This is a genomic window from Rosenbergiella metrosideri (assembly GCF_022602565.1).
GTDB classification, from domain to species: Bacteria; Pseudomonadota; Gammaproteobacteria; order Enterobacterales; family Enterobacteriaceae; genus Rosenbergiella; species Rosenbergiella metrosideri.
Genome location: NZ_JALBCV010000001.1, coordinates 367,534 through 390,289 on the forward strand (window position 1 = coordinate 367,534; position 22,756 = coordinate 390,289).

Annotated in this window: 26 protein-coding genes and 4 pseudogenes; 18 read left to right on the plus strand and 12 right to left on the minus strand. The window is 44.0% G+C overall.

What is annotated here, in order from left to right; genetic code table 11:
- Positions 1-266: 266 nt before the first annotated feature.
- Both MKR94_RS01805 and MKR94_RS17420 read left to right on the plus strand, forming a co-directional pair.
- Positions 267-494, plus strand: a complete 228-nt coding sequence (locus MKR94_RS01805; RefSeq protein WP_241645184.1) for a putative quinol monooxygenase — start codon at positions 267-269, stop codon at positions 492-494.
- A 93-nt stretch (positions 495-587) separates the two neighbouring features.
- A pseudogene (locus MKR94_RS17420) lies at positions 588-758 on the plus strand (DUF4225 domain-containing protein); the annotation flags it as partial.
- Here the strand turns inward: MKR94_RS17420 and MKR94_RS01815 are convergent.
- Positions 755-1,069 carry a hypothetical protein gene (locus MKR94_RS01815; RefSeq protein ID WP_241645185.1) on the minus strand — a complete coding sequence of 105 codons (315 nt, stop codon included), beginning with the start codon at positions 1,067-1,069 and terminating at the stop codon, positions 755-757. The pseudogene MKR94_RS17420 and the gene MKR94_RS01815 overlap by 4 nt on opposite strands.
- 574 nt (positions 1,070-1,643) lie before the next feature.
- Between MKR94_RS01815 and MKR94_RS01820 the strand changes: the two genes are divergently transcribed.
- A complete protein-coding gene (locus MKR94_RS01820; protein ID WP_241645186.1) occupies positions 1,644-2,144 on the plus strand; it encodes a hypothetical protein in 501 nt (166 codons plus the stop codon).
- A gap of 16 nt (positions 2,145-2,160) precedes the next feature.
- Here MKR94_RS01820 and MKR94_RS01825 read toward each other — a convergent pair whose 3' ends face one another.
- Positions 2,161-2,745 carry a glycoside hydrolase family 19 protein gene (locus MKR94_RS01825; RefSeq protein ID WP_241645187.1) on the minus strand — a complete coding sequence of 195 codons (585 nt, stop codon included), beginning with the start codon at positions 2,743-2,745 and terminating at the stop codon, positions 2,161-2,163.
- A 406-nt stretch (positions 2,746-3,151) separates the two neighbouring features.
- On the opposite strand from MKR94_RS01825, the gene MKR94_RS17105 reads away from it, so the two are divergent.
- The 3 genes from MKR94_RS17105 (at position 3,152) to MKR94_RS01840 (ending at position 4,531) form a co-directional block, all read left to right on the plus strand.
- Positions 3,152-3,499 (plus strand): HigA family addiction module antitoxin, encoded by a 348-nt coding sequence (locus MKR94_RS17105; RefSeq protein ID WP_422047489.1) that lies wholly within the window; start codon positions 3,152-3,154, stop codon positions 3,497-3,499.
- 319 nt (positions 3,500-3,818) lie between these two features.
- Complete coding sequence (locus MKR94_RS01835) at positions 3,819-4,187, plus strand: tlde1 domain-containing protein (RefSeq protein ID WP_241645188.1); 369 nt, start codon at positions 3,819-3,821, stop codon at positions 4,185-4,187.
- On the plus strand, positions 4,184-4,531 hold the full coding sequence (locus tag MKR94_RS01840; RefSeq protein WP_241645189.1) for a hypothetical protein: 348 nt from the start codon (positions 4,184-4,186) through the stop codon (positions 4,529-4,531). The genes MKR94_RS01835 and MKR94_RS01840 overlap by 4 nt, the downstream gene beginning before the upstream one ends.
- Before the next feature lie 200 nt (positions 4,532-4,731).
- Here the strand turns inward: MKR94_RS01840 and MKR94_RS01845 are convergent, their stop codons facing one another.
- The 6 genes and pseudogenes from MKR94_RS01845 to MKR94_RS17020 form a co-directional block, all read right to left on the minus strand.
- A complete protein-coding gene (locus tag MKR94_RS01845; RefSeq protein WP_277755581.1) occupies positions 4,732-4,932 on the minus strand; it encodes a hypothetical protein in 201 nt (66 codons plus the stop codon).
- Between the two features lie 9 nt (positions 4,933-4,941).
- The gene (locus MKR94_RS01850; protein ID WP_241645191.1) at positions 4,942-5,067 is read right to left on the minus strand and encodes a phage tail protein; all 126 of its coding nucleotides are present in this window, start codon (positions 5,065-5,067) and stop codon (positions 4,942-4,944) included.
- Positions 5,067-5,480: a phage tail tape measure protein gene (locus MKR94_RS01855; protein ID WP_241645192.1), complete on the minus strand. Its 414-nt coding sequence runs from the start codon at positions 5,478-5,480 to the stop codon at positions 5,067-5,069. The genes MKR94_RS01850 and MKR94_RS01855 overlap by 1 nt, the downstream gene beginning before the upstream one ends.
- 68 nt (positions 5,481-5,548) lie before the next feature.
- A complete protein-coding gene (locus MKR94_RS01860) occupies positions 5,549-6,418 on the minus strand; it encodes a DUF968 domain-containing protein (RefSeq protein WP_241645193.1) in 870 nt (289 codons plus the stop codon).
- A 204-nt stretch (positions 6,419-6,622) separates the two neighbouring features.
- Positions 6,623-7,024 carry a hypothetical protein gene (locus tag MKR94_RS01865; RefSeq protein WP_241645309.1) on the minus strand — a complete coding sequence of 134 codons (402 nt, stop codon included), beginning with the start codon at positions 7,022-7,024 and terminating at the stop codon, positions 6,623-6,625.
- 48 nt (positions 7,025-7,072) lie between these two features.
- Positions 7,073-7,363, minus strand: a pseudogene (locus tag MKR94_RS17020) (ORF6N domain-containing protein); the annotation flags it as partial.
- A gap of 404 nt (positions 7,364-7,767) precedes the next feature.
- On the opposite strand from MKR94_RS17020, the gene MKR94_RS01875 reads away from it, so the two are divergent.
- From MKR94_RS01875 to MKR94_RS01885, 3 genes and pseudogenes are all read left to right on the plus strand, one after another.
- Complete coding sequence (locus MKR94_RS01875; protein WP_241645194.1) at positions 7,768-8,376, plus strand: lysozyme family protein; 609 nt, start codon at positions 7,768-7,770, stop codon at positions 8,374-8,376.
- Complete coding sequence (locus MKR94_RS01880; RefSeq protein ID WP_241645195.1) at positions 8,373-8,777, plus strand: lysozyme inhibitor LprI family protein; 405 nt, start codon at positions 8,373-8,375, stop codon at positions 8,775-8,777. Before MKR94_RS01875 ends, MKR94_RS01880 begins: the two co-directional genes overlap by 4 nt.
- A 127-nt stretch (positions 8,778-8,904) precedes the next feature.
- A pseudogene (locus tag MKR94_RS01885) lies at positions 8,905-9,574 on the plus strand (IS1 family transposase).
- Positions 9,575-9,741: 167 nt separating this feature from the next.
- Here the strand turns inward: MKR94_RS01885 and MKR94_RS01890 are convergent.
- The 4 genes and pseudogenes from MKR94_RS01890 to icd form a co-directional block, all read right to left on the minus strand.
- Positions 9,742-10,233: a hypothetical protein gene (locus tag MKR94_RS01890; RefSeq protein WP_241645196.1), complete on the minus strand. Its 492-nt coding sequence runs from the start codon at positions 10,231-10,233 to the stop codon at positions 9,742-9,744.
- 716 nt (positions 10,234-10,949) lie between these two features.
- On the minus strand, positions 10,950-11,399 hold the full coding sequence (locus tag MKR94_RS01895) for a hypothetical protein (protein ID WP_241645197.1): 450 nt from the start codon (positions 11,397-11,399) through the stop codon (positions 10,950-10,952).
- Between the two features lie 76 nt (positions 11,400-11,475).
- A pseudogene (locus tag MKR94_RS17025) lies at positions 11,476-12,168 on the minus strand (conserved phage C-terminal domain-containing protein); the annotation flags it as partial.
- A gap of 49 nt (positions 12,169-12,217) precedes the next feature.
- Complete coding sequence (gene icd / locus MKR94_RS01910) at positions 12,218-13,468, minus strand: NADP-dependent isocitrate dehydrogenase (protein WP_241645198.1); 1,251 nt, start codon at positions 13,466-13,468, stop codon at positions 12,218-12,220.
- Positions 13,469-13,848: 380 nt separating this feature from the next.
- Between icd and rluE the strand changes: the two genes are divergently transcribed.
- From rluE to MKR94_RS01955, 9 genes are all read left to right on the plus strand, one after another.
- Positions 13,849-14,454: a 23S rRNA pseudouridine(2457) synthase RluE gene (gene rluE, locus MKR94_RS01915; protein WP_241645199.1), complete on the plus strand. Its 606-nt coding sequence runs from the start codon at positions 13,849-13,851 to the stop codon at positions 14,452-14,454.
- An 18-nt stretch (positions 14,455-14,472) separates the two neighbouring features.
- Positions 14,473-14,913: an NUDIX domain-containing protein gene (locus MKR94_RS01920; RefSeq protein WP_241645200.1), complete on the plus strand. Its 441-nt coding sequence runs from the start codon at positions 14,473-14,475 to the stop codon at positions 14,911-14,913.
- A 156-nt stretch (positions 14,914-15,069) separates the two neighbouring features.
- Entirely contained in the window at positions 15,070-16,023 is a 954-nt protein-coding gene (locus tag MKR94_RS01925) for a DMT family transporter (protein ID WP_241645201.1), read from the plus strand.
- Positions 16,024-16,115: 92 nt separating this feature from the next.
- Positions 16,116-17,237 (plus strand): tRNA 2-thiouridine(34) synthase MnmA, encoded by a 1,122-nt coding sequence (gene mnmA, locus MKR94_RS01930; protein WP_241645202.1) that lies wholly within the window; start codon positions 16,116-16,118, stop codon positions 17,235-17,237.
- Entirely contained in the window at positions 17,237-17,890 is a 654-nt protein-coding gene (gene hflD / locus MKR94_RS01935) for a high frequency lysogenization protein HflD (protein ID WP_338327999.1), read from the plus strand. Before mnmA ends, hflD begins: the two co-directional genes overlap by 1 nt.
- Before the next feature lie 37 nt (positions 17,891-17,927).
- Positions 17,928-19,298: an adenylosuccinate lyase gene (gene purB, locus MKR94_RS01940; RefSeq protein ID WP_241645203.1), complete on the plus strand. Its 1,371-nt coding sequence runs from the start codon at positions 17,928-17,930 to the stop codon at positions 19,296-19,298.
- A 100-nt stretch (positions 19,299-19,398) separates the two neighbouring features.
- Positions 19,399-20,070, plus strand: coding sequence for a two-component system response regulator PhoP (gene phoP / locus MKR94_RS01945; protein ID WP_241645204.1), 672 nt, complete (start codon positions 19,399-19,401; stop codon positions 20,068-20,070).
- Positions 20,060-21,526, plus strand: coding sequence for a two-component system sensor histidine kinase PhoQ (gene phoQ, locus MKR94_RS01950; protein WP_241645205.1), 1,467 nt, complete (start codon positions 20,060-20,062; stop codon positions 21,524-21,526). Before phoP ends, phoQ begins: the two co-directional genes overlap by 11 nt.
- A gap of 68 nt (positions 21,527-21,594) precedes the next feature.
- Positions 21,595-22,737: a ribosomal protein uL16 3-hydroxylase gene (locus tag MKR94_RS01955; protein ID WP_241645206.1), complete on the plus strand. Its 1,143-nt coding sequence runs from the start codon at positions 21,595-21,597 to the stop codon at positions 22,735-22,737.
- The last annotated feature ends 19 nt before the right edge of the window (positions 22,738-22,756 follow it).

Genomic DNA, 22,756 nt, shown 5'->3' on the forward strand with positions numbered 1-22,756 from the left:
TTACGCCCTAATCTTCGGATTAGGGCTTTTTTTCCACGTAACTTTTGTGCTTATACGGTGTTAATCTTTAACGACATATCAGGCCAATTCTATACGCTTCGTTAGCCACTCCTGAGTTATTTCTTGACCTTTTACCGAATAAAATGATTAATATTTTCACACTGCGGATAACCATTTGTTTCGAGAGCTCTATAGCCCGAACCGCTAACTAATTTGATAACCCCTTGTAATAGAAACGTGAGTAACATAACTTGCGAGGAACAACAGTGATCACTGCGATAGTTAAAGGGCTTATCCGTAACGGTAAGCAAGAAGAACTTAGACGTATAGCTAATATCCTTCAGCATGAATATGCGGCAAAAGAAGATGGCTGTATCCAATATGAATCTTACATAGACGGATTAACATTCATAACTATAGAGAGATGGGCTGATCAAGTTGTATTGGATAAGCACCTAGCTCAAGATCACCTGAAAAATATATCCCTCTCATGAGAGAGTGTGTCGAAAATGGTACTTTTGATGTGTTGTTCATCAACGGCGGTGAGATTGACACCTTCACAATTTAATACCCATTTAACATAAGGCGGTCTTGTACGAAAACAGGGAGTATGGATATTATTCAGATGGATGCCGAGTGACTATTATCGCAAAGTCGAGACGATGAGCCGCCCCAAATTAACAATTAAGATTGTTGGTTACGGTGTGAAAGCAAAAGTGATTTTCGACCTTCTGACGACAGATAATGGTAATAACTAACACCTATTTAACTTAACATAACGCCATGATTTGTATGAAATAATAAGGGGCTGCATAAACGAAATAATAGTAATAGCGAAGACAATGGCCAGCCCGCCTGCTATTACTTTGATTGTGGAACTAAAAACAACCAGTAATAGAAAAAAAACAATACATATACCAGTGACCCAGAGCCATGACCTGAATCGGCGAGCGAGATCATTTATAGCTTCCTCAAGAGTTCCGCCATAATTTTCCACATTACTTTTTATTTTTTGAAGTTCATCATGGCTAAATCCCGACTCCAGCAATGCTGTTTCACTTACTTTCATAGCAACGCACCTTCCATCCTTAAATGTAGATACCTTTCATCAGCAAGAATACACAAAAGCCAATGGAAAAGCAGAAGCATCACAACATGGTCCTTTGCACACTTGACCTTCAACCTCATTAAAGATCTACAAATAAACTCCATTAGTTACCATAATATCCCATTCAACGACATTAAAATCATACCTGCACCTTAGACACTCAGGTCTACGCCCCGGACTCCGGCATGATAAACAGGCATACGGTGGGAATAAGATCCTAAACAACTCGGGAAAGAAGTTGGCTCTACCCCGTCTCGCAGTACGATAACTGGCACCTGATAAAGTGAGTTTCTAAGGAGTAGTAAGCGGCATAGTGTGATTACAGAAGTCTGGCACTATGCCCACACAATCAAACCTTTTCAAACAAGAAAAGAGCTAGTCGATGGTCGCTACGCTCCCCGTGATTTTTATATACCCACCACGGGGGCATTAGGCAGGCTTTTATCTAAAAAAAGGTAAGCATAAACTGTTTTGACTTTACTAAATTCAATATAGTATTTTTACAAAAAAACACATATAAACCACGGGTAGTTATATGAAAAAGAAGATCATTTTTTTATCATCAATATTATTTACATCACCTTCATTTGCTACGACTGACATGATACCAGATTGTAGGAATTACAATGACAAAAGCCTAGACAACGCAATAATAACCAACCTTGATCAAACAAAATCAAAATACATGGAAGAATATTTAGGGAATGACGAGAAGAACATAAAGGAATTAAAGATAGAAAGATTATCTTCTTATAAATTAAGTGATTCAGAAAGGAATGTTCAACTATATAAAAAAGCAAAACAATTCGGATACTCTAAAAAAGAACTAGATGAATCAGGAATTAGGGAAGAATACAACATCCCGATTTACAAGCAAATTTACAAGTTAACATCAGATAAGAATGTTAGTTTTATAGTTGAAACATATGGCAATAGAAATAAATGCGCTTTAGATATAGGTAGGATTTTTGTGATTAAGGATGAAATAAAAAGCATAGCCCCTGAGTATTTTATAAGCAGAGAGCTTTTAGAGTGACATTATTACCTATGATTCACTTGATATTCAGGAATCTCTTCGCTCGGATCAAGGCAGCTCGCCTTTCTTTTATGCCATTTTCATAGCCATTCACCTTATGGGTTATATTTAAAAATGCATCACTATCAGCAAAACCATTTAGCCCATTAGTTTTCCAAAATAGACATGCCGTTCTTACAGCTATATCAAAATCGCTAGCAACTAACTGAGGTTGTGATTCAAGGTCAACACCAATTTTCTTGCCAGCCGTTCGATAGTTATACCTACCGGTAAGATGTAACAACCCTCGCCCAATATATTTCGGTCCATCACCTGGATGAGTATTACCAAGAGCGGCGCCTATCCTTGTTCCAAAATCATATTCTCTTTCTCCGTTGGAAGGAATCTCCGGCATATCTGAAAAATAAAATGTTTCACAACAAGCTTGAGCTAGAAAGTGAGCAACTCTTAATGGTGTATTTATCTCATAAACTCTGAACCAGTGATTAAGAGGATTAACCAAAGATTGAATGTTTGATAACTGTCTATTATTTCTCTCTTTAAATTTTCTAGATCTAAAGTGAAGGCAAATTGCATTAAGTAACTTTGCTGTAACAATCATAATTAACCATGCATAAATCAGTATTCATTGTAAAATACAAAATATAATTTTTCACATAAGAAAAACCATAAGAAATTTATTAAAAAAATCTGATTAATAAAATTTGACATTCCCAGGCCCCAGGCAAATAGAGGAAAAAATTTAATATAAGCAGGTCTTACGCGCACCGCTCAAACGCCCTCAGAGCCATTCTAGGGCGTAACCCCTAAAATCCCTACGCCTCCCCCCCTAAAAGCCGCTCAAAATGGCGCAGATGAATTCTGAGGCCATGAATCGTTATGCATCCAAGTGATTAGCGGATGATTTCAAGCTGATTTGATACCTAACCCCACAAAAAACTGTCCGATCACCTCAATAACCGCTAAAAAAGAGACCTAATAACTGGAGACTTAAGAACATGAGCGTAATGCGAAACCCACCTCATCCTGGTCGTTACATCGAGGAAGAAAGAGCCTATCTCGATATCAGCGTACAAGAGCTCGCTAACGCATTGGGGGGACCAACGATAGAGATAACCCAGCTCATTGAAGAACGTATCTCTTTGACGCCCGATATGGCTAGACGATTAGCCAACGTCATCGGTAGCATACCTGAAATGTGGATGAGACTAAATCACTCACACAGATCAAAGCGGAAAAGCGAGGCTCGGTGCCGCCAGCGTCATTCGATACCATACCGTCACAGTATACCGCGATTTGATACAGGCTTCATTTGTACAATCATGGAAGCATCGACATGGTTATCCATGCCGTAAATCTTATCCAGAATTAGGTCGTAGAATACCCACGCTGGGTTGTTGCTATATGCAAGCTTAAAGTTACCTGACCAGCTACCAGAGTAAGTCCGTATATCAGGGTCATAGTTATCCGGCACGCGGATTAACTTACCTTTCATTTCCACCGTGATGTAATATTATAATTACAAAGTGGCGTTATGTATAATGTAAGTTATATACTCACCTAAAAAGATCATATTAATGAATGAGGATATAAACAAAATAATCATTATTCTTTCACAAAGAGAAAATATAAATAATTTATCAATTCAATTTTTAGATTAATGGAGTATTCGTTATGACATGGATTTTTGAGCAAAGCACTGGAAAATTGAGCAAAAATGGACATTTTATAATCAAAGGTTACTCAGGAAAAGGGCCCGGAAAATTTAATCCAGATATGGAAAAAAAACCTAATATTCGCCCCCTACCTAGAGGGAAATATCAAATAATAGGGAGACCATTTCATCATTCTCACACAGGCGCTTACTCTATAAGGCTACAACCAGATCCAACGAATAATGTGTATGGACGAGCAGGCTTCTTAATCCACGGAGACAGTTCTAAACACCCTGGTGAAGCATCGAACGGTTGCATAATTCTACCCTTGAATGTAAGGCAGAAAATATGGGACAGTGGTGATAAGCAAATTGAGGTGGTTCCATGAAAAAAATAATAGTTTTTTTTACAATTATTCTTCTTCCTACCACCGTGCTAGCCAAAACAAATGGCCCTGATTGCCATTCATGGCCTATGAATATGACCGAAGGCTGGTTGAAAAACTCAGGGATTGTTAATATCACAGACCTAGATGAGACAAAAACTAAGTACGTATTGTTGGCATCAGAGAAAAAGGTGAGTAACATTTATAATCAGATTTATCGCTTTCAATTTTTTAATAAAAATGGCCAATCATATGAGGTAATTACCACCAGCTATTCATCTTATGATGAATGCTCATTGGGTAGTGTAAATAGTTACCTTATATCTAAAAAAGATATAAATTATTAGAAGCAAGTAAAAAGGTTCATTCGTTGATCCTTTTTCTTACATAACCATTTCATTTTAAAAAATTCCCCCTTTGATGGGCTTTGTATATTTTCAAATGTTCTACCAATAGAATTGCTACCACAAATTTCATCTACTCCCCCACCCCATAAAAATTAAATGTATTCAATAAACAATTTTATAATCACTGAAGATATAAAATATCAGGGTGCAAAGGCCTGTTCAAATGTGAATGATAGTTCTACATACTGCCCGGTAACGAAATTAGGCGTAATGGAATCGGCTTTGACTCGATACATCTTGGTTTCGCCCCACGGGTTCTTCCAATTGAAAGATGATGCACAATGTGAGGTGAGGAAATCCCCCACTTTCTGCATATCTGCCAGCGACCCTTTGCTCGTCAGGTTCCACGTTTAGGCGACTGAGTTAATGCCAACGCCGCTAACCTGCTTATACCCGTCGTCGAACTGTGCCGAATTAACCTTCACTGGCACCGTTCCTGTTGCGCCTATTTGGACGCAATAACTGAATGTATCCATTACCGCCCCTTAATGGCTCGCCAGAGTGGAGTTCCCTGTTTGGTTGCTTGTTCGTTTATGGTGTTGATCACAGCAGACTGTATTTGCTTACCAATTCCTTGGCCATCAGTAGCTGAACCACTAGAAGCTTTGCCGCTACTATCGACATTGACTGTGATGTTCCCAACACTTGCTACACCGCCGTTTCCTGATAGCTGGCTAACAGCTTTAGGTGTTACTACCGTCCCTGTTACATAGCCTCCATCAGAGTACCCACGCATCATCTTGTAAAGGTTATCCACACCGATTCTGCTGGTAGCCTCCTTGGTGAAAACAAACTCTCCTTTGTGGACAATTCCAGCAGGATCGTACTTACCACCATCGCCTGTGAATCCGCCATCATCATATCCTGTGTAGCTAGTGGATAGTCCCATAGCACCAAAACCCGAAGCCGTACAAGCTGTGTCCCGTATTTGTTTTCAAACTTACTCTGGTCTGCGTGTCATTCATCATGATGCTTTCTGCATAGAGGGATCACAAACGGGTCATGCGTTTTGGTACCCATTCCGCCCTGCCCGTAACCGATGATATGGTGAGGGTCGTCAGCCGGTTGTCCACAGCATGCACAGGTCTGAGATTTAACCCATCGGGTGTACTTCTCGTTAACCTTAGGTCTGCGCATAAATGATTCTGGTGACTCGGGATCCACACCTATTGCTAAGACTTGCTTAACAGCTTCTGCGCTCTCCTCAATGATATGCCGTCCTGAATTATCGAGCGGCAATATCGTTGATTCCTTTTGTGGGCCAAACGGTACCTCTGTCGAACCTTCCGGAAGTAAGTGGACTAAGCCCTTCACGAACGCCCAGCAACATAGCTCTGGTAAAGTCAGCTGGTGGCCTTCAGGCAGAGTGAGGTTATAGATTACTCTCCCATTCACCCAATTAGCTGTATTCAGCTTTGCAATATCCTGGAGCGGTTGCGAAATATGAACATCGCGAAAATTATTATCGTGCGTGTAGCACAGAGAAACATAACCGGTACCGGACTTTAACGTCGTGTAATACTTAGGGTGGTCTTCCTCTGACTCAAACTGGTAGCAATGAAATCGCCTTAAGTGATCTCGGAGCACTTCACTACCGCCAGCCGCTGCAATTACTTCGTCCTGACATATGAAATCAATAATTGAGGGGTTATCCATGAGCGGCTGCGCTGAGTCACTCAGTCGCCCGGCTGGTGTGTCTCGCAAGTTTTCAGGCACGTTAGAGACCAATACTTTGCCGGCACGGAACATAGAGAGCAGCTCATTACCCGGCTTGAAAATTACGGTACCCGTCAGTGGCGCAACGTCTGGGGTTAATATTGCTCTCATCAGCGATTAGCTAGATAAAGCAAGTTGTGTGGCGATTTCCCTGACATCACACCTCCCCAGCCAAATATCTATCATGCGTAAAGTCACCATCCCACGTTACCTTCATTGGTAGTTGGCCTTTGAGGTACTTGCGGTAAAGCCACACAGCACCAAATCTTAATAAAATAGGCTAATACGTGGTGAAACTAGCTGTCGACTTGGGTGTTATCGTCGTAAATTTTCTGTCAGGTATTTGTCCCGTGCAGCCGATCTAACGCGCCACTGAGCATGGGAGCCGTTAGTGTTATCATCATAGAGCCAGTTGGAGGACTGCAGATAGCTGCTTATTTTGGTGGAGTTCACGCCGTTCAAGCGCCTGCAGAATTGAACCGGTGACAACCCCTCAGCGAATAACTCTTCCAGATGCTCGATGTATTCGGCCTGTGTATGCGTAAGTTGTTCAGCTTGTTGCTTAGCCTCCATCGCATCCGCCCAAGATCTAGCCAATAGAATCGGAGCGTCAATATTGGGCAGCATAACGCCGTGCACTTCCCGCAAATTGAAATAGCTATCTTCCAGCTTCTCGAAGAAATCCCATGCCTGATTGGTATCAACAATCTTAGACATTCGGGCGGCGACCTTTTCTGTCCAGAGTGTTAGAGACCTAGCGTTACTCCCAACAGAGTGACTTTCAGTCACTCTGTTCTTAAACAGCTTTAGTTCTTGGCCTGTTAGGAGGAAATGATGCGTTCCCTCTTCACATCGATGAAGATTTCTGGTGAGATTTTGCCTGATGTTACCCTCATCAGTTCCATAGCCTTGCGCAAGGGTTTCGGTAGTGACAACACGGATATCTCGGTAGGTCAAAATAGGAAATTTTTCTGATACGCCAGCGAGCGGAACAGACTTTAAACGGTTTTCGGACGTAGTAGCCCTACTTGTTGGTAAGGATATAATTTTCTCCACACGTTTTTGTATCGGCCCCGCCCCATCATCTGCAAATGAACGGGACCAACCTTAGCCAGTGAATCGTAATCCACCAACTCGTTTATCGTACTAAATAACTGATCATACAACCAGTTTTATAATAAAAATCTTAAAATATTTTGTTTATCTTAGAGAAGAGTATCTCTCAATAAATTGAGTTCCATCAGATCTCTACTACATGAAAATGATAGTTAGCCTGCGACATTAATTAAATTAAATATCCTAGAGCGTTCACAGGTAACTGATTTAACAATGATTTCTTACTTTTAAATAAAGAAGGGCAATGATGGAAATAAGGAATAAGAATATATAGGCTTGTTTTAGTTCAAACGATGTTGATAATAGCTGTATCTATTATTTATTCATGTGAGTGAGTGTTGATTATGTTGGAACCAAAAAAAGGTATTGTGACATTCAGGGCTGAGGGAAATAATATTAAAAATAGCCCATACTATTCTCGTGTCATACATTGGCCAGAAAGCGTGAAAACATGCTCATCTCTAAATGAAAGATCAGGTGTAACTATTGGTAGAGGGTATGATATGAGGCATCGCACAAGGGATGCGATAATTCGAGATCTTCGTACTGCAGGAGTACCCTTAGAACAAGCCAATAAAATATCACTAGGTTCTAAATTACATAACTGCAATGCTGCATCTTTTGTTTTAAAAAATAGAAATGAGATTGGTGAAATAACCGAAGATCAGCAAATTAGGCTATTTAATTTAACTTATCAAAAATATGAGATTGATGCTAAAAGATTTTATGAAAAATATAGAAGAATTGATTCCCCACGATGGGATGAACTTAATATCAAGTTGAGGGATATATTTGTAGACATGAAATACCAAGGGGTTTTACATAAAGTACATATTTTGACATTCGAGAAAAATAGTACTAACGAAGTTATAGAACTAATAGAATCAAGGCAAGAAATAAGGCAGTACGAAAATGGGCGTAACCGAGTTAAATATTTGAAGGGTGAGTCATGATTAGATTTTTATATTTGTTAGTCTTCATTGGATTCTCTGCTATAGCTGGAAACAAAGAAAATACGTATTCTGAGGATTGCTTTGCAAAGAAGGTTACTGATGAAACTTATGTGTGCATTTCTGAAAAAAAAACTTCGTTCAAGAATGAATATAACAACACATTCAAAAAACTGGTGTTAAATGTAAAGAAGAATAAAAAGTATGTTATGAATTATAGTGACCTAGTAAAAGGTTTAATCCAAACAAAAATAATTTGGGATAAATGGGTTGAATCTGAGTGCTTGATGGAAGCTAATGTAAATGAAAAAGACACTAAGTATTATGAGAGTATATATAATAGTTGTTTAATTAGACGTTACTCAGAACGAATAAATTATTATAACCATTTTGGATTTATGTGACAATTCCCTATCTATGGATATAAGTAGTCACCCCTACTTATATCCATATCACCCAATACTTTCCAATATCAAAGTAATGACTCCAATTTATTGATTTAGTATGTAATAGTGTTTTTGAGGTACTTCTGTGGCTTCCATCTACGTGCGCTGAACCTCCTGTTCCGTAACTGAAGGCGTTGTCTTTAACGGCAAAAGTACCGCTGACCATCAGCGTTATCTATAAATCGCGTCGTAAGACATGGCAACTCACTCACACCTACATCCGCTTTCCAACCTAGGACACACCAGAAAATCATTAATATGGCGATGAATGGGGTTGGATGTCGCGCTAGCGCTCGCATTATCGGGGCTGGTTTAAACACTATTTTACTACATATAAAAACTCAGGCACCGCTCAGTAACGTCTAAAACACACCCGGGCAGTGATGTGATTGTTTGTGCTGAAATGGATTCGCAGTGGAGCTACTTTGGGTCTACATTTCGTCAATTCTGGCTGTTCTATGTCTATGACAAGATACTGAGGTGTTTGTGGCTCATCGCTTTGGCGAACGGACGATAATAACCTTGGAGCGTCTTCTGAATCTTCTGTCACCCTTTGAGTAGTCGTGTGGATGACGGATAGATGGCCGATGTATGAATCACGCTTGAAGTGTGAGTTTCACGTTATTAGTAAGCGCTATACACAAAGAATCGAACGACATAATCTGAATATTAGGCAACGTCTGGCAAGGCTGGGACGGAAATCACTGTCATTCTCAAAGTCGGTAGAGTTGCACGACAAGGTCATCGGATACTAACTCACGATATAACACTATCAATAAATTGGAATCATTACTAAAAAATATAAAAAAAGAAATAGTTAGTAAAATTGTACATAACATAAAAAACTGATGTTGGGTTATTAATAAACATATAATGCTTGACAAAAACTATTCATACTTAATAAAAAAAATATCTCAAATACTTACTCTATCTCAACAAACCCTTGAAAATCAGAACCTGGACCTCTATTGAGCCCTATAACCATAAGGTAATTACCACTAGTATTTATCTTAGTATCAACATTTCTTGCGTTATCATAATCTGATGCTCCATCAATAGTCTCTCCAGTGTAAGTGTTAGATCGATCTCTGTAACTACCCTCGTCATTTTCAGGAAGGAAAGATAAATCACCACTACCGTAAGATATCTTAACACCAGGTTTATATAAAGAAAGTGCAGAACTCCCATCACTATCGGATAATTCAATATGTAATTTATTACCTGCCTTTAATGGTAAAAACCAACACTGCTGCTGAAATCGTAATATACTACCTTTAAAATAAATTCTTTCCCTTGACCCAACATCTAAACTCTTTATATTAATACAGCTTTTTTCTGGAATAGGCTTATCATCCCCAGCTATTGCACATTTGGAAATAATAGCTAGTAATATAGGCAACACAATCTTTTTCATTATTAATTCCTGGAGGTTTTGTGAAAGCTATAGATGCTAAAACACTTTACGCAATTTCTTACCACTTTAAAGGTAATAAGGGAAGGCATCAAGATCTGATCATAAATGAAATGGTTAGATGCCTGCCATATGTCATTGATAATTACAAAATTAACACCCCCCCTAAGAATGTGTCATTTTCTGTCTCAACTATGTGAGGAAAGTAGAGGTTACAGTTCTTTGGTTGAAGAGGGAATCAACCCTCAACATAACCGTTATGAGCACAAAAAAATCTAGGTAATACAGAAGACGGAGATAGTTTTAAGTACAGAGGAAGAGGTTTCATACAAATTACAGGGAGATATAATTATAAAAACTTAAGTAAGATAGTTAATCTTGAGTTAATTTCTAGACCTTAATTTTTATCAAATGACATAAGATTAGCATTAAATGTATCGGCTATTTACTGGACTCGAAATCATATCAATACGCCTGCTGATAAGGATGATGCAAGAGAGGTAACATATAGGATTAATGGCGGCTATACCAATTTCCCAGATAGACTAGAGTTTTTAAGATGAGCTAAAAATGCTTTACTTTAATTACTCATATGTTAAATATATTTAATGTATATTTCGATTTTGCAGACCTGCTTTGTCAAATCTGCTTTTCATTAAAAACTTATTAGAAATAAAGTTTCTCCAAATGTAACTGTACTTATTGTCACGTATTGACCCTTAATATTTTCCTGATCCAGAACCTAAGCAGCTCGAAATGCCGTTCAGCGCTATTCGCCCCGCCATCTCGCCCATGCTCTCGTAGCACAAACGCTTTACCTTGCTCTCGCCGTTCTCAATGTGCTTAACCTCTTTAGTGCGAAGGTGAACCTCACTGGTGCTTTCGAACGCTGTTTGCCATGCTGTTTGCGCGGTAGGGTACCGACCAGAGATTTCGTACCTTTCGGTGGTTTGCGCGTGTTTGTAAAATTCTGGGTTACTCAGTGCTAAATATTCACCTTGCAAAAATGCCCAGCGCCCGGAGTAAATTTTTGCGGCGCCACTCTCAACCAAATCACTAATAAACTTGCCGACTTTTCTGCATCCGATCCCCGTCTTTTCGCTAATTTCAATCGCAGTTAGCGGCTTGTCGAGGCTTAAAACTTTCAGTATCTCTACTTTTCTTTCCATCACGCCCCCTGAAAGCAGCTGGTGTGAATTGATCTGGAGTATCAATCTCGGTGATAACTCGTTCTCCCGGCTTGGACCAGCGGCCGTTGATTCGTTGTGGCCTACCTGCTTTGTCCCAATAGCCCGCTCTTTGCAGGTAGCCTGCAAAGTTTGTTGGGATGAAAAGCGTCTTGGGTCGGATGTATTGCTCTTGCTCAGTTCCCCGCCATTCCTCGGTCTTGTAGTCGATAACGAGTTTTAACTCTGCAACGGTGAAGTCTTCACGAAACCGAATCCGGATATGCTCCAGAGAGGATTTATTTGTCGTGAAGCGTGATCCCGTGGTTTAGTCCAAATGAGTTAACACTTCACGAGCCTGTTCGGTAAGAATCACCTCTGGGTCGAGTTGCCCGGCAACCTGACAAGTGGGTTTTGATTTTACTGATGGTTCTTGTTTTGAAGTTACTGACTGATCCCCGCCAGATTCTGGCGGGTGAAAATGGTCCGTATTGCTCGATTCTGACGCGTCGGATTTCGACCGGTCAGATTCTGATGCGTCAGAATTTGAGGGATCAGAATCTGGCGTATGAGATAAAGCAACGCGTTTAAACTCAATTACATTCAATTGGTAAATATTCGGGGCATTACCATTTCCCGAACGTCGTTGCTGACGAGTTAACCACCCTTCTTTCTCAAGTTTACCGATCGCCGTGCGAATGGTTGATACCCCTCAAAGTTGCCGAGCTATCGTCTCGATACTGGGCCAACATACCCCATCATCGTTACAAAAAACGGGCCCCTTTCGGCGCCCGTTCTAATCAATCACTCAGAGTGATTAACTACATATTAGCGATGATCGCATCACCAAACTCTGAACATTTCAGTAACTTAGCGCCTTCCATCAGACGTTCGAAATCGTAAGTCACGGTCTTATTGGCGATTGCGCCTTCCATTCCTTTAACGATTAAGTCAGCTGCTTCGAACCAGCCGAGGTGACGGAGCATCATTTCAGCAGAAAGGATCACTGAACCTGGGTTCACTTTATCTTGGCCAGCATACTTCGGTGCAGTACCATGGGTCGCTTCGAACAGTGCACATTCGTCACCGATATTCGCGCCCGGTGCAATACCGATACCGCCAACTTGCGCCGCCAGAGCATCGGAGATGTAGTCACCATTCAGGTTCATACAGGCGATAACGTCATACTCTGCAGGGCGTAGCAGGATTTGCTGTAAGAAAGCATCGGCAATCACGTCTTTAATGATGATCTCTTTACCCGTTTTCGGGTTCTTAGCCTTCATCCATGGGCCGCCGTCTAATAGTTCAGCGCCAAACTCTTCTTTCACCAGTTGGTATCCCCAATCTTTGAAGGCACCTTCGGTGAATTTCATGATGTTACCTTTGTGGACCAGTGTCAGTGAATCACGATCATTGTCGATAACATATTGGAAGGCTGCACGTACTAAGCGTTTAGTTCCTTCTTCAGAACAGGGCTTAACGCCAATACCACATTGTTCTGGGAAACGAATTTTCTTCACGCCCATTTCGGTGCGTAAGAAGTTGATCACTTTATCTGCTTCTGCGCTACCCGCTTTCCATTCGATACCCGCATAGATGTCTTCTGAGTTTTCGCGGAAAATAACCATATCGGTATCTTCAGGGCGTTTGACCGGGCTTGGTGTGCCAGTGTAGTAGCGTACTGGGCGCAAGCAGACATAAAGGTCTAACTCTTGGCGCAATGCAACGTTTAATGAACGGATACCGCCACCGACTGGCGTCGTTAATGGCCCTTTAATCGCGACACGGTATTCTTTGATCAGATCCAGTGTCTCTTGCGGTAACCATACGTCTTGACCGTACACTTCTGTCGACTTCTCGCCGGTAAAGATTTCCATCCACGAAATCTTACGCTCACCGTTATAGGCTTTGTTTACCGCCGCATCGACCACTTTTAACATCACAGGAGAGACATCAACACCAATCCCATCCCCTTCGATATAAGGAATGACTGGGTTGTTGGGAACAGCTAATTTGCCTTGATTTAGCGTGATTTTCTGGCCTGATGCAGGAACAACTACTTTGCTTTCCATCAACCTCTCCTTCGAGCGTTTTTGTTAATGACTTGTAATTTGTCGGGGTATGTTACGCGAAATCATCGCGAATTTCCTAGAAAAAAATCATTACGATATGTCGCAGAATTCTTTTTTATTACAGTTAACCTATTGCAATACCTAATATAATTACTATTGTTATACGGCTGAGTTGCGATAGGGTTCACACTTTTCACTTTACACAATTACACAACAAAAGATTAACGACGAGCGTTAACCAGACCTTATCTGATGAGTCTGGCCCTGAAAAACTTACTGCAATCTCTGCCAGACATCAACTGAAAGCCCATGAATACTAGGGTTAAATTATCTCAAGTCTAAGCTATACTGAGCGAAATAAAGCGCCGGATAACCTTACTATGAAGCCTCTAACCCGCCCACCACGCCGAAGAAAACCGGCTCCCCCGCGACCTCGTCAGGGTCCTACCACAATCATTGTGTTTAATAAGCCGTTTGATGTACTGCCACAATTCACGGATGAAGCAGGACGCGCGACGCTTAAAGACTATATAACGGTGCCAGATGTCTACGCTGCCGGCCGCTTAGATCGCGATAGTGAGGGACTGCTGCTGCTGACTAATAATGGCAAACTTCAAGCTGACCTAACGCAGCCGGGTAAGCGTACTCATAAGATCTATTATGTACAGGTAGAAGGCGATCCGAGTGATGAACAACTCGCGCCATTAAGACGCGGAGTCACCTTAAAAGATGGGCCTACCCTCCCCGCTGATGTCGAACGCTGTGATCCGCCGCAGTGGTTATGGCCACGAAATCCGCCGATTCGAGAGCGCAAAGCCATCCCTACCCAATGGCTTAAAATCACCTTATACGAAGGTCGTAATCGACAAGTCCGCCGTATGACCGCTCACATCGGCTTTCCCACATTACGACTTATCCGCTATGCCATCGGCCCCTATGAACTTGATGGGCTAGCGTTAGGTGAGTGGCGTAAAATCGATAAATAACTGACTTTAGGAGCCTCTATGTTTACGCCCCATATCACCGTTGCTTGTGTTGTCCATGCCGAAGGTAAACTGTTAATCGTTGAAGAACGTGTCGATGGGAAAGTGACCTGGAATCAGCCTGCAGGCCATCTCGAGGCTGAAGAGAGTTTGATTACCGCGATGGAACGTGAATTGTGGGAAGAGACCGGACTCCGCTTATCTCCTGAACACTTGCTTGGCGTGCATCAATGGACAGCGAACGATGGCACACCTTTTATCCGCTTCTTATTCAGTTGCGAGATTGAGGCCTGTCTCGATACCTGCCCGCACGATGACGATATCGATTGTTGCCATTGGCTTACGCCTGCAGAGATCTTGCAATCCTCACAATTACGTTCGCCGCTGGTAGCAGAGAGCATTAGACTTTGGCAATCACCCCTCCGATTCCCGTTGACGGCGCTACACTGGTTCGAACAATAACTCCTGCATTTATAGCTAATAATGAAAAGATTTTTCTCATAAACATTATATGATAGAAATATATTCCCTAAAAACGTCATTTTGATGCCTAACGGGAAAAATCATTCTCTCGAAATCTCGATATAGTGTGGACCTCTACTTGCCGAGGTTATCGAGATGAATTCTGCCATTAAAACGTTACTCTTTATCATTGTTGCTTTAACGTGGGGAACCACTTGGCTAGCAATGAAAATTGCGGGAACCACGATTCCCCCTCTCTTTGCCACAGGCTTACGCTTTCTCTGCGCGGCTCCCCTATTATTGCTCGCCTTAAAATACACCCGCTCCCCACTTCTTTTTCCTGAAGGGCAGCGAATGTTTCAGGCCATTATTAGTCTCTTTTACTTTGCCATTCCCTTTACGTTAATGATTTACGGCGAACGCTGGGTAAGTTCCGGGCTGGCGTCAGTAATTTTCGCCATGATGCCAGTGGCGGTACTCTGCGCGTCGATTCTGTTACTGCGTGAGAAAACCAACTCGGTACAATTGTTGGGGTTAACAATTGCCTTGGTGGCGTTAATTTCCGTGTTGCTGCACGAATCTCAAGGCGCGGCCTCTGGTCAGCTGGTGGGGATAATGATGCTTATCGCGGCAGTGGTGATTCATGCCGTCATGTATGCTTTATGTAAAAAACGCTGTTGTGAAGTCTCAGTGCTGACTTTTAATGCCTTACCTTGCTTAATGGCAGGCATACTGTTAACCCTCGTCGGTGGTTTTGTCGAACATCCGGTCATTGCTCAGTTCTCCTCACACTCTATCCTTGCCGTCGTCTATCTCGGGGCGTTTGCCGGGGTATTCGGCATACTCTGTTACTTTATGCTGCAAAAGCGTGCCACGGCGTTTCAAGCCTCGATCGTATTCTTAATCTTTCCGGTTATTGCGCTGAGTTTAGAGAATATCCTCTACGGTCGTTCGCTATCTTTCGCCTCCCTCTGCTTAATGTGTCCTTTGGCTCTCGGCATATTTTTAACGTTATTCGGCAATCAACTAAATCAGCGGCTAAAAAGAAAGGGCCAATCGGTGGTGTTATCCGCGCAATTGGAGGTCAACAAGCGTCAACATCGCACATAGCGCGTAATTGGGCGCGGTAATACAGGTGCGATTCGCCTCGGTGCATGGTACACTGAGGCGTTCGTATTGATTGCCAACTTCAGTGAGTATTTATGTTTGACCAGAGTGCAAAAAAAGTCATCGTCGGTATGTCCGGGGGTGTAGATTCTTCCGTTTCAGCATGGTTACTGATGCAACAAGGTTACCAAGTGGAAGGCCTGTTCATGAAGAACTGGGAAGAAGATGATGGTGAAGAGTATTGTACTGCTGCTGAGGATCTCGCCGACGCACAAGCTGTCTGCGATAAGTTAGGGATCACACTACACAAAATTAACTTTGCTGCCGAGTATTGGGACAACGTCTTCGAGCTCTTCTTGGAAGAGTACAAATCAGGGCGCACGCCTAATCCCGATATCCTGTGCAACAAAGAGATCAAGTTTAAAGCCTTCTTAGAATTCGCGGCCGAAGATCTCGGTGCTGACTATATCGCTACCGGTCATTATGTGCGCCGCAAAGATGTCGACGGTAAAAGCCAATTACTGCGCGGCCTCGATGGTAATAAAGACCAAAGTTATTTTCTCTATACCCTAAGCCATCAACAAGTGGCGCAGAGCCTATTTCCTGTAGGAGAACTGGAGAAACCAGAGGTTCGCCGTATCGCCGAAGAGCTCGACTTAGTTACCGCACGGAAAAAAGATTCCACGGGTATCTGTTTTATCGGTGAGCGTAAATTTAAAGATTTCCTTGCTCGCTATCTACCGGCCCAACCCGGCCCTATTTTTAGTGTAGACGGTCAAGAAGTCGGGACCCACCAAGGCTTGATGTATCATACTCTAGGTCAGCGTAAAGGATTGGGTATCGGTGGACTCAAAGAGAGTAATGACGACCCGTGGTATGTGGTAGACAAAGATGTTGCCACCAATCAGCTAATCGTCGCACAGGGAGGTGAACACCCCCGCCTAATGTCTGTCGGACTTATCGCCCAGCAGCTGCATTGGGTTGACCGCGTTACGCTTACCGAACCACTGCGTTGCACGGTGAAAACACGTTATCGCCAAACCGATATCCCTTGCCTTGTCACCCCGCTTGATGCTGAGCGCATTGAAGTACGCTTTGATGAGCCTGTCGCGGCGGTAACACCCGGTCAGTCAGCCGTATTCTATCTTGGTGAATGCTGCTTGGGCGGTGGCGTGATTGAACAGCGCCTCCCTCTTATGGATTCGGAAAACGCGTAGTGGCAAAAAAAAATATCTATGAGATGACCCTCGCGTTTGCAGGCATCTGTCAAGCTGCGCACCTCGCGCAGCAATTAGCCCGCCACGGGCGATGCCCCGAAGAGACCTATCACTGTTCGCTGCGTAGTCTCACCCAGCCTCTAGAAACGAGGGGGGGGGCATTAGACTTTTTTGGCGGTAACGAAGCGACCTTACGCTTCGGATTAGAGACGATGATAGCCGTGCTCAACACCCCCTCACAGAAAGGGGCACTCGCCGAGATAACGCGTTACAGCCTAGGCATGATAGGCTTGGAGCGTAAACTGGCTAAAAATCGCCAAGCACTCAGCGATCTTGAACAACGGCTACGCCAACTCGACCGCCAGTTACAACATTTCGGTATTGACTCATCGCCCCTCGCCTCTGCCACCGCCAGTATTTATACTGATATCGTTAGCCCACTCGGCCCACGAATTCAGATTACCGGCGAGCAAGCTATCCTGCAAAATTCGCTAGTACAAAGCCGGGTGCGGGCAGTCCTGCTCACCGGAGTACGTTCAGCGATGCTGTGGCAACAACTGGGAGGCGGACGACTACAGCTACTATTCTCTCGGGGTAAGCTGGTCGAGATGGCAAAATTAATTTTATCTGGCTTGCCCTACGCGGACGCGTAGTGGCAGCAATGTTTATTTTTTACTCAGGAGTTTACTGATGGAATTATCCTCACTCACCGCGGTCTCCCCTATCGACGGCCGCTACGGTGACAAAGTCAACCCATTGCGCGCGATCTTCAGCGAATTTGGATTATTAAAATTTCGTGTAGAAGTCGAAGTTCGTTGGCTACAAAAACTTTCATCAGTGACACAAATCGCTGAAGTTCCTTCATTTAGCGCTGACGCAAACGCTTACCTAGATAAAATTGTCGCAGAATTCTCGGTAGAGGATGCGCAAACGATTAAAACGATCGAGCATACCACTAACCATGACGTGAAAGCCGTTGAATACTTCCTCAAAGAAAAAGTTGCGGCGATTCCAGAATTGCATGCGGTGACTGAGTTTATTCACTTTGCCTGCACATCAGAAGATATCAATAACTTGTCCCACGCCTTGATGCTTGAAACGGCGCGCCAACAAGTGCTGCTTCCTGAGTGGCGTAAAGTCCTGAGCGCCGTCGAAGCGCTGGCTGCAGAGTACCGTGATATTCCTTTACTCTCTCGTACCCACGGCCAGCCCGCAACCCCTTCGACATTAGGTAAAGAGATGGCCAACGTGGCCTATCGTTTAGCTCGTCAAATCGCTCAACTGGAAAAGTGTGAGATCCTCGGGAAAATCAATGGTGCTGTTGGAAACTACAATGCGCACCTTGCAGCCTATCCTGACGTTGACTGGCATCACGTCAGTGAAGAATTTGTCACGGCGTTAGGGATCCGTTGGAACCCTTATACCACTCAAATCGAACCCCATGATTATATCGCTGAACTGTTTGATTGCGTCGCCCGCTTTAATACCATCATTATCGACTTTGACCGCGATATTTGGGGTTACATCGCCCTCAATCACTTCCGCCAGAAAACCATTGCCGGCGAAATCGGGTCATCCACCATGCCTCATAAAGTGAACCCTATCGATTTCGAAAACTCCGAAGGTAACTTGGGCCTGGCTAACGCTGTGCTCCAGCACTTAGCGACCAAGTTGCCGGTTTCACGCTGGCAGCGCGATCTGACGGACTCTACCGTATTACGTAACTTGGGCGTCGGCTTAGGCTATGCACTGATCGCCTATCAATCTACGTTGAAAGGGATCTCGAAGTTAGAAGTGAACCAAGAGAAACTGTTGGCCGAACTTGACCAGAATTGGGAAGTCTTAGCAGAACCAATCCAAACAGTAATGCGTCGTTATGGTATCGAGAAGCCATACGAGAAGCTGAAAGAGCTAACCCGTGGTAAGCGTATCGATGCCCAAGGGATGCAGCAATTCATCGATAATCTTGATCTGCCTGAAGCGGAGAAAGTACGTCTGAAAGCGATGACACCGGCTAACTATCTAGGCCGTGCCATCCAGCTAACCGACGAACTAAAATAACCATCTGGGGGCTTCTCGCCATTTTTTGGCTGGCGTTAAGTCCCCGTTTAGACCCTGAGTGTTACTCTTGTGTGTTATTGAATACAGAGAGGGTGTGCAGATGCGCGTGTTAGTGGTCGAAGATAATCCATTATTACGGCACCATTTAGCCGTTCAGCTTCGTGAAATGGGTCATCAGGTCGATGCGGCAGAAGATGCCAATGAGGCTGATTATTTCCTCAATGAGTACGCCCCAGATGTGGCGTTAGTGGATCTCGGCCTGCCGGACGAAGATGGAATGAGCCTTATTCAACGCTGGCGGGCGCAAGAGATTAAGCAACCTATTCTTGTGCTTACCGCTCGCGAAGGTTGGCAATCGAAAGTGGCCGCTTTGCAAGCGGGTGCAGATGATTACGTGACCAAACCCTTTCATATCGAAGAGGTCGCCGCTCGGTTACAAGCCTTACTGCGACGTACCGCGGGCCATGCCTCGCAAGTGATTCATTTCGCCCCCTTTCATATCGATCTTTCTCGCAAAGAGTTGGCCGTCGATCAGCATCCGGTCAAACTGACCACCTTTGAATATACCATCGTCGAGACCTTAATGATCAATGCCGGTAAAGTGATCAGTAAAGAGTCATTAATGTTACAGCTCTATCCCGATGCGGATCTACGCGAAGGCCATACCATTGATGTACTAATGGGCCGCTTACGCAAAAAAATCCAGCAGCATTATCCTCACGACGTTATTACCACCCTAAGAGGCCTAGGATACCGTTTCGATGCCCCATAGCGCCACTACGCCGCCGCGGAGTAATAAATTTTCGCTGTCGCCACTCTCCTTACGAGGCCGCTTTTTACTCGCTGCCTCAGCGTTAGTACTGATCATCTCACTCTGTTACGGTATCGTCGCCGTGATTGGCTATGTCATCAGCTTCGATAAAAATACCTATCAAGTGATGCGGGGCGAAAGCAATCTATTCTTCACCCTCGCCCAGTGGCGAGATAATAAACTGGTGATTGATCGCCCGGATAACTTAAAGTTAAATTTTCCTACGCTTGTCTATATCTACGATGAGCACGGCCGGTTGCTCTGGCAGCTGCGAGATGTACCGGAGATCCGTCGTAGCATCGCTAAAAGCTGGCTGCAAACCAATAATTTTTACGAGATCGACGCCAGTAATAAAGTGAGCATTGCGGCAATTGGCAACAATCGTAAGGCGCAGAAAAAAATTGCCGAGTTAGATAGTGATGATACTTTTACTCACTCGGTGGCCGTCAGTCGCTACGATGCTACGGCAACGCTACCTGCCCTGACCATTGTGGTGGTGGACTCTATTCCACAAGAGCTACAACACAGTGAACTAGTCTGGTCTTGGTTTAACTATGTGTTAGCCGCAAACTTCTTATTAGTCATTCCATTACTTTGGCTCGCCGCTCGCTGGAGCCTTAAGCCTATCGGTCAACTGTCGGCAGAATTGAAAGCCCTGGAATCAGGACAGCGAGAGTCGTTAGGCGATTCCCCTCCGAAAGAACTGAAAGGCTTGGTCAGTAACCTCAACCTGCTACTAAAGAGTGAACGTAAGCGTAGCAGTCGCTACCACACCACCCTCTCCGATCTGACGCATAGCCTAAAGACGCCTTTGGCAGTATTGCAAAGTACCTTACGCTCTCTACGGGGTGCTAAACCGATGCCGATCGAAGAAGCGGAACCCTTAATGCTTGAGCAAATAAGCCGTATCTCTCAACAGGTGGGTTATTATTTGCACCGCGCCAGTTTGCAAGCTGAAAATAATCTACTAAACCGTGAAATACACGCTGTCGCCCCTTTAATAGATGGTTTGTGCTCCGCACTCAATAAGGTTTATCAAAACAAAGGGGTAGATATCACTGTCGATTTGTCACCCGAACTCACCTTTTCTGGAAATCGCGATGATTTAGTCGAGGTGATGGGTAATGTTTTAGATAATGCCTGTAAATATTGTCTGGAATTTATTCATATCAGTGCAAAACAGGATGACAGCACGCTGACCTTAACGATTGATGACGATGGCCCAGGAATTCCTGCGGCGCGACGTGAGATGATTTTTCAGCGCGGACATCGCGTCGATACCCTTCGCCCAGGTCAAGGTATCGGCCTGTCCTTAGCACGTGAGATTGTCGAAAATTACGCAGGCGAGATACGGGTTTCGCGTAGCCATTGGGGCGGAGCGCGGATGGAAATAGTCTTCGCCAATCAGATGGTTTGATTTCCTGTCTCATTCTTGTTGTCACACTGTTATACTCTCGCCAGTTTTTCTCACTCTTTGAGGGTATTATGTCTTTCGAACTTGCCATTGACTGGCCTACATTTCTTGCAACCTACTGGCAGAAAAAGCCAGTCGTTATCCGCCAAGCGTTTGCTGATTTTCAGGATCCAATCACTCCCGATGAACTCGCTGGACTGGCGATGGAAAATGAAGTGGATAGTCGATTGGTCAGTCAAACAGCTGAAGGCTGGCAAGTCGCCCATGGCCCCTTCAAGGATTTCGACCATCTGACTGAGAGCCACTGGTCGTTACTGGTTCAAGCGGTTAATCACTGGCACCCTGCCGCGGCTGAGTTGATGCAGCCGTTCCGCACCCTCTCTGATTGGCGAATGGATGATTTGATGATCTCCTTCTCAGTGCCAGACGGTGGCGTTGGGCCGCACCTCGATCAATACGATGTCTTTATTATTCAAGGTGCAGGACGTCGCCGCTGGCGAGTCGGTAATAATGATGTGGTGGCTCAGCACTCTCCTCATCCCGATCTGCTGCAAGTGGCCCCCTTCGAAGCGATTATCGATGAAGTCCTCGAACCGGGTGACTTAGTCTATATCCCGCCTGGATTCCCCCATGAAGGCTACTCATTAGAAAACTCGCTTAACTATTCGGTCGGTTTTCGTGCACCGTCGGGCAAAGAGTTACTCAGTGGCTTTGCAGATTATGTCTTAGCGCAAGAGCTTGGCAGTCGTCGTTATCAAGATCCTGGGTTAACCTTACGCGATGATGAGGCGTCAGTCTTACCCGAAGAGGTAGATAGCTTACGCGCCATGATGAACGAATTAGTCAATTCAGCGGATTTCACCCCATGGTTAGGTGAGTTTCTCTCACAGTCTCGCCATGAGCTGGATATTGCTCCGCCACAACCCGCTTACCAAGAAGATGAAGTGCGTGACGCATTGCAGGAAGGCACACCGCTCCACCGTATCGGTGGCTTGAAGGTATTACAACTGGGCTCCCATACTTTTATCAATGGCGAACGGTTTAGTAGCGCAGCGCCTGGCTTCTTGCATCTATTAGCCGCTACAACCGAGATCGAATCGGAGCAATTACTGTCTGTGATTGAACAGCAGAATGTGCTGACCCAGCTGACAGGCTTGATCAATGCTGGTTATTGGCATTTCGCCGGAGAGGAAGAAGAGGAAGGCGACGAGTAACGATAATAGGGCAGTCAAC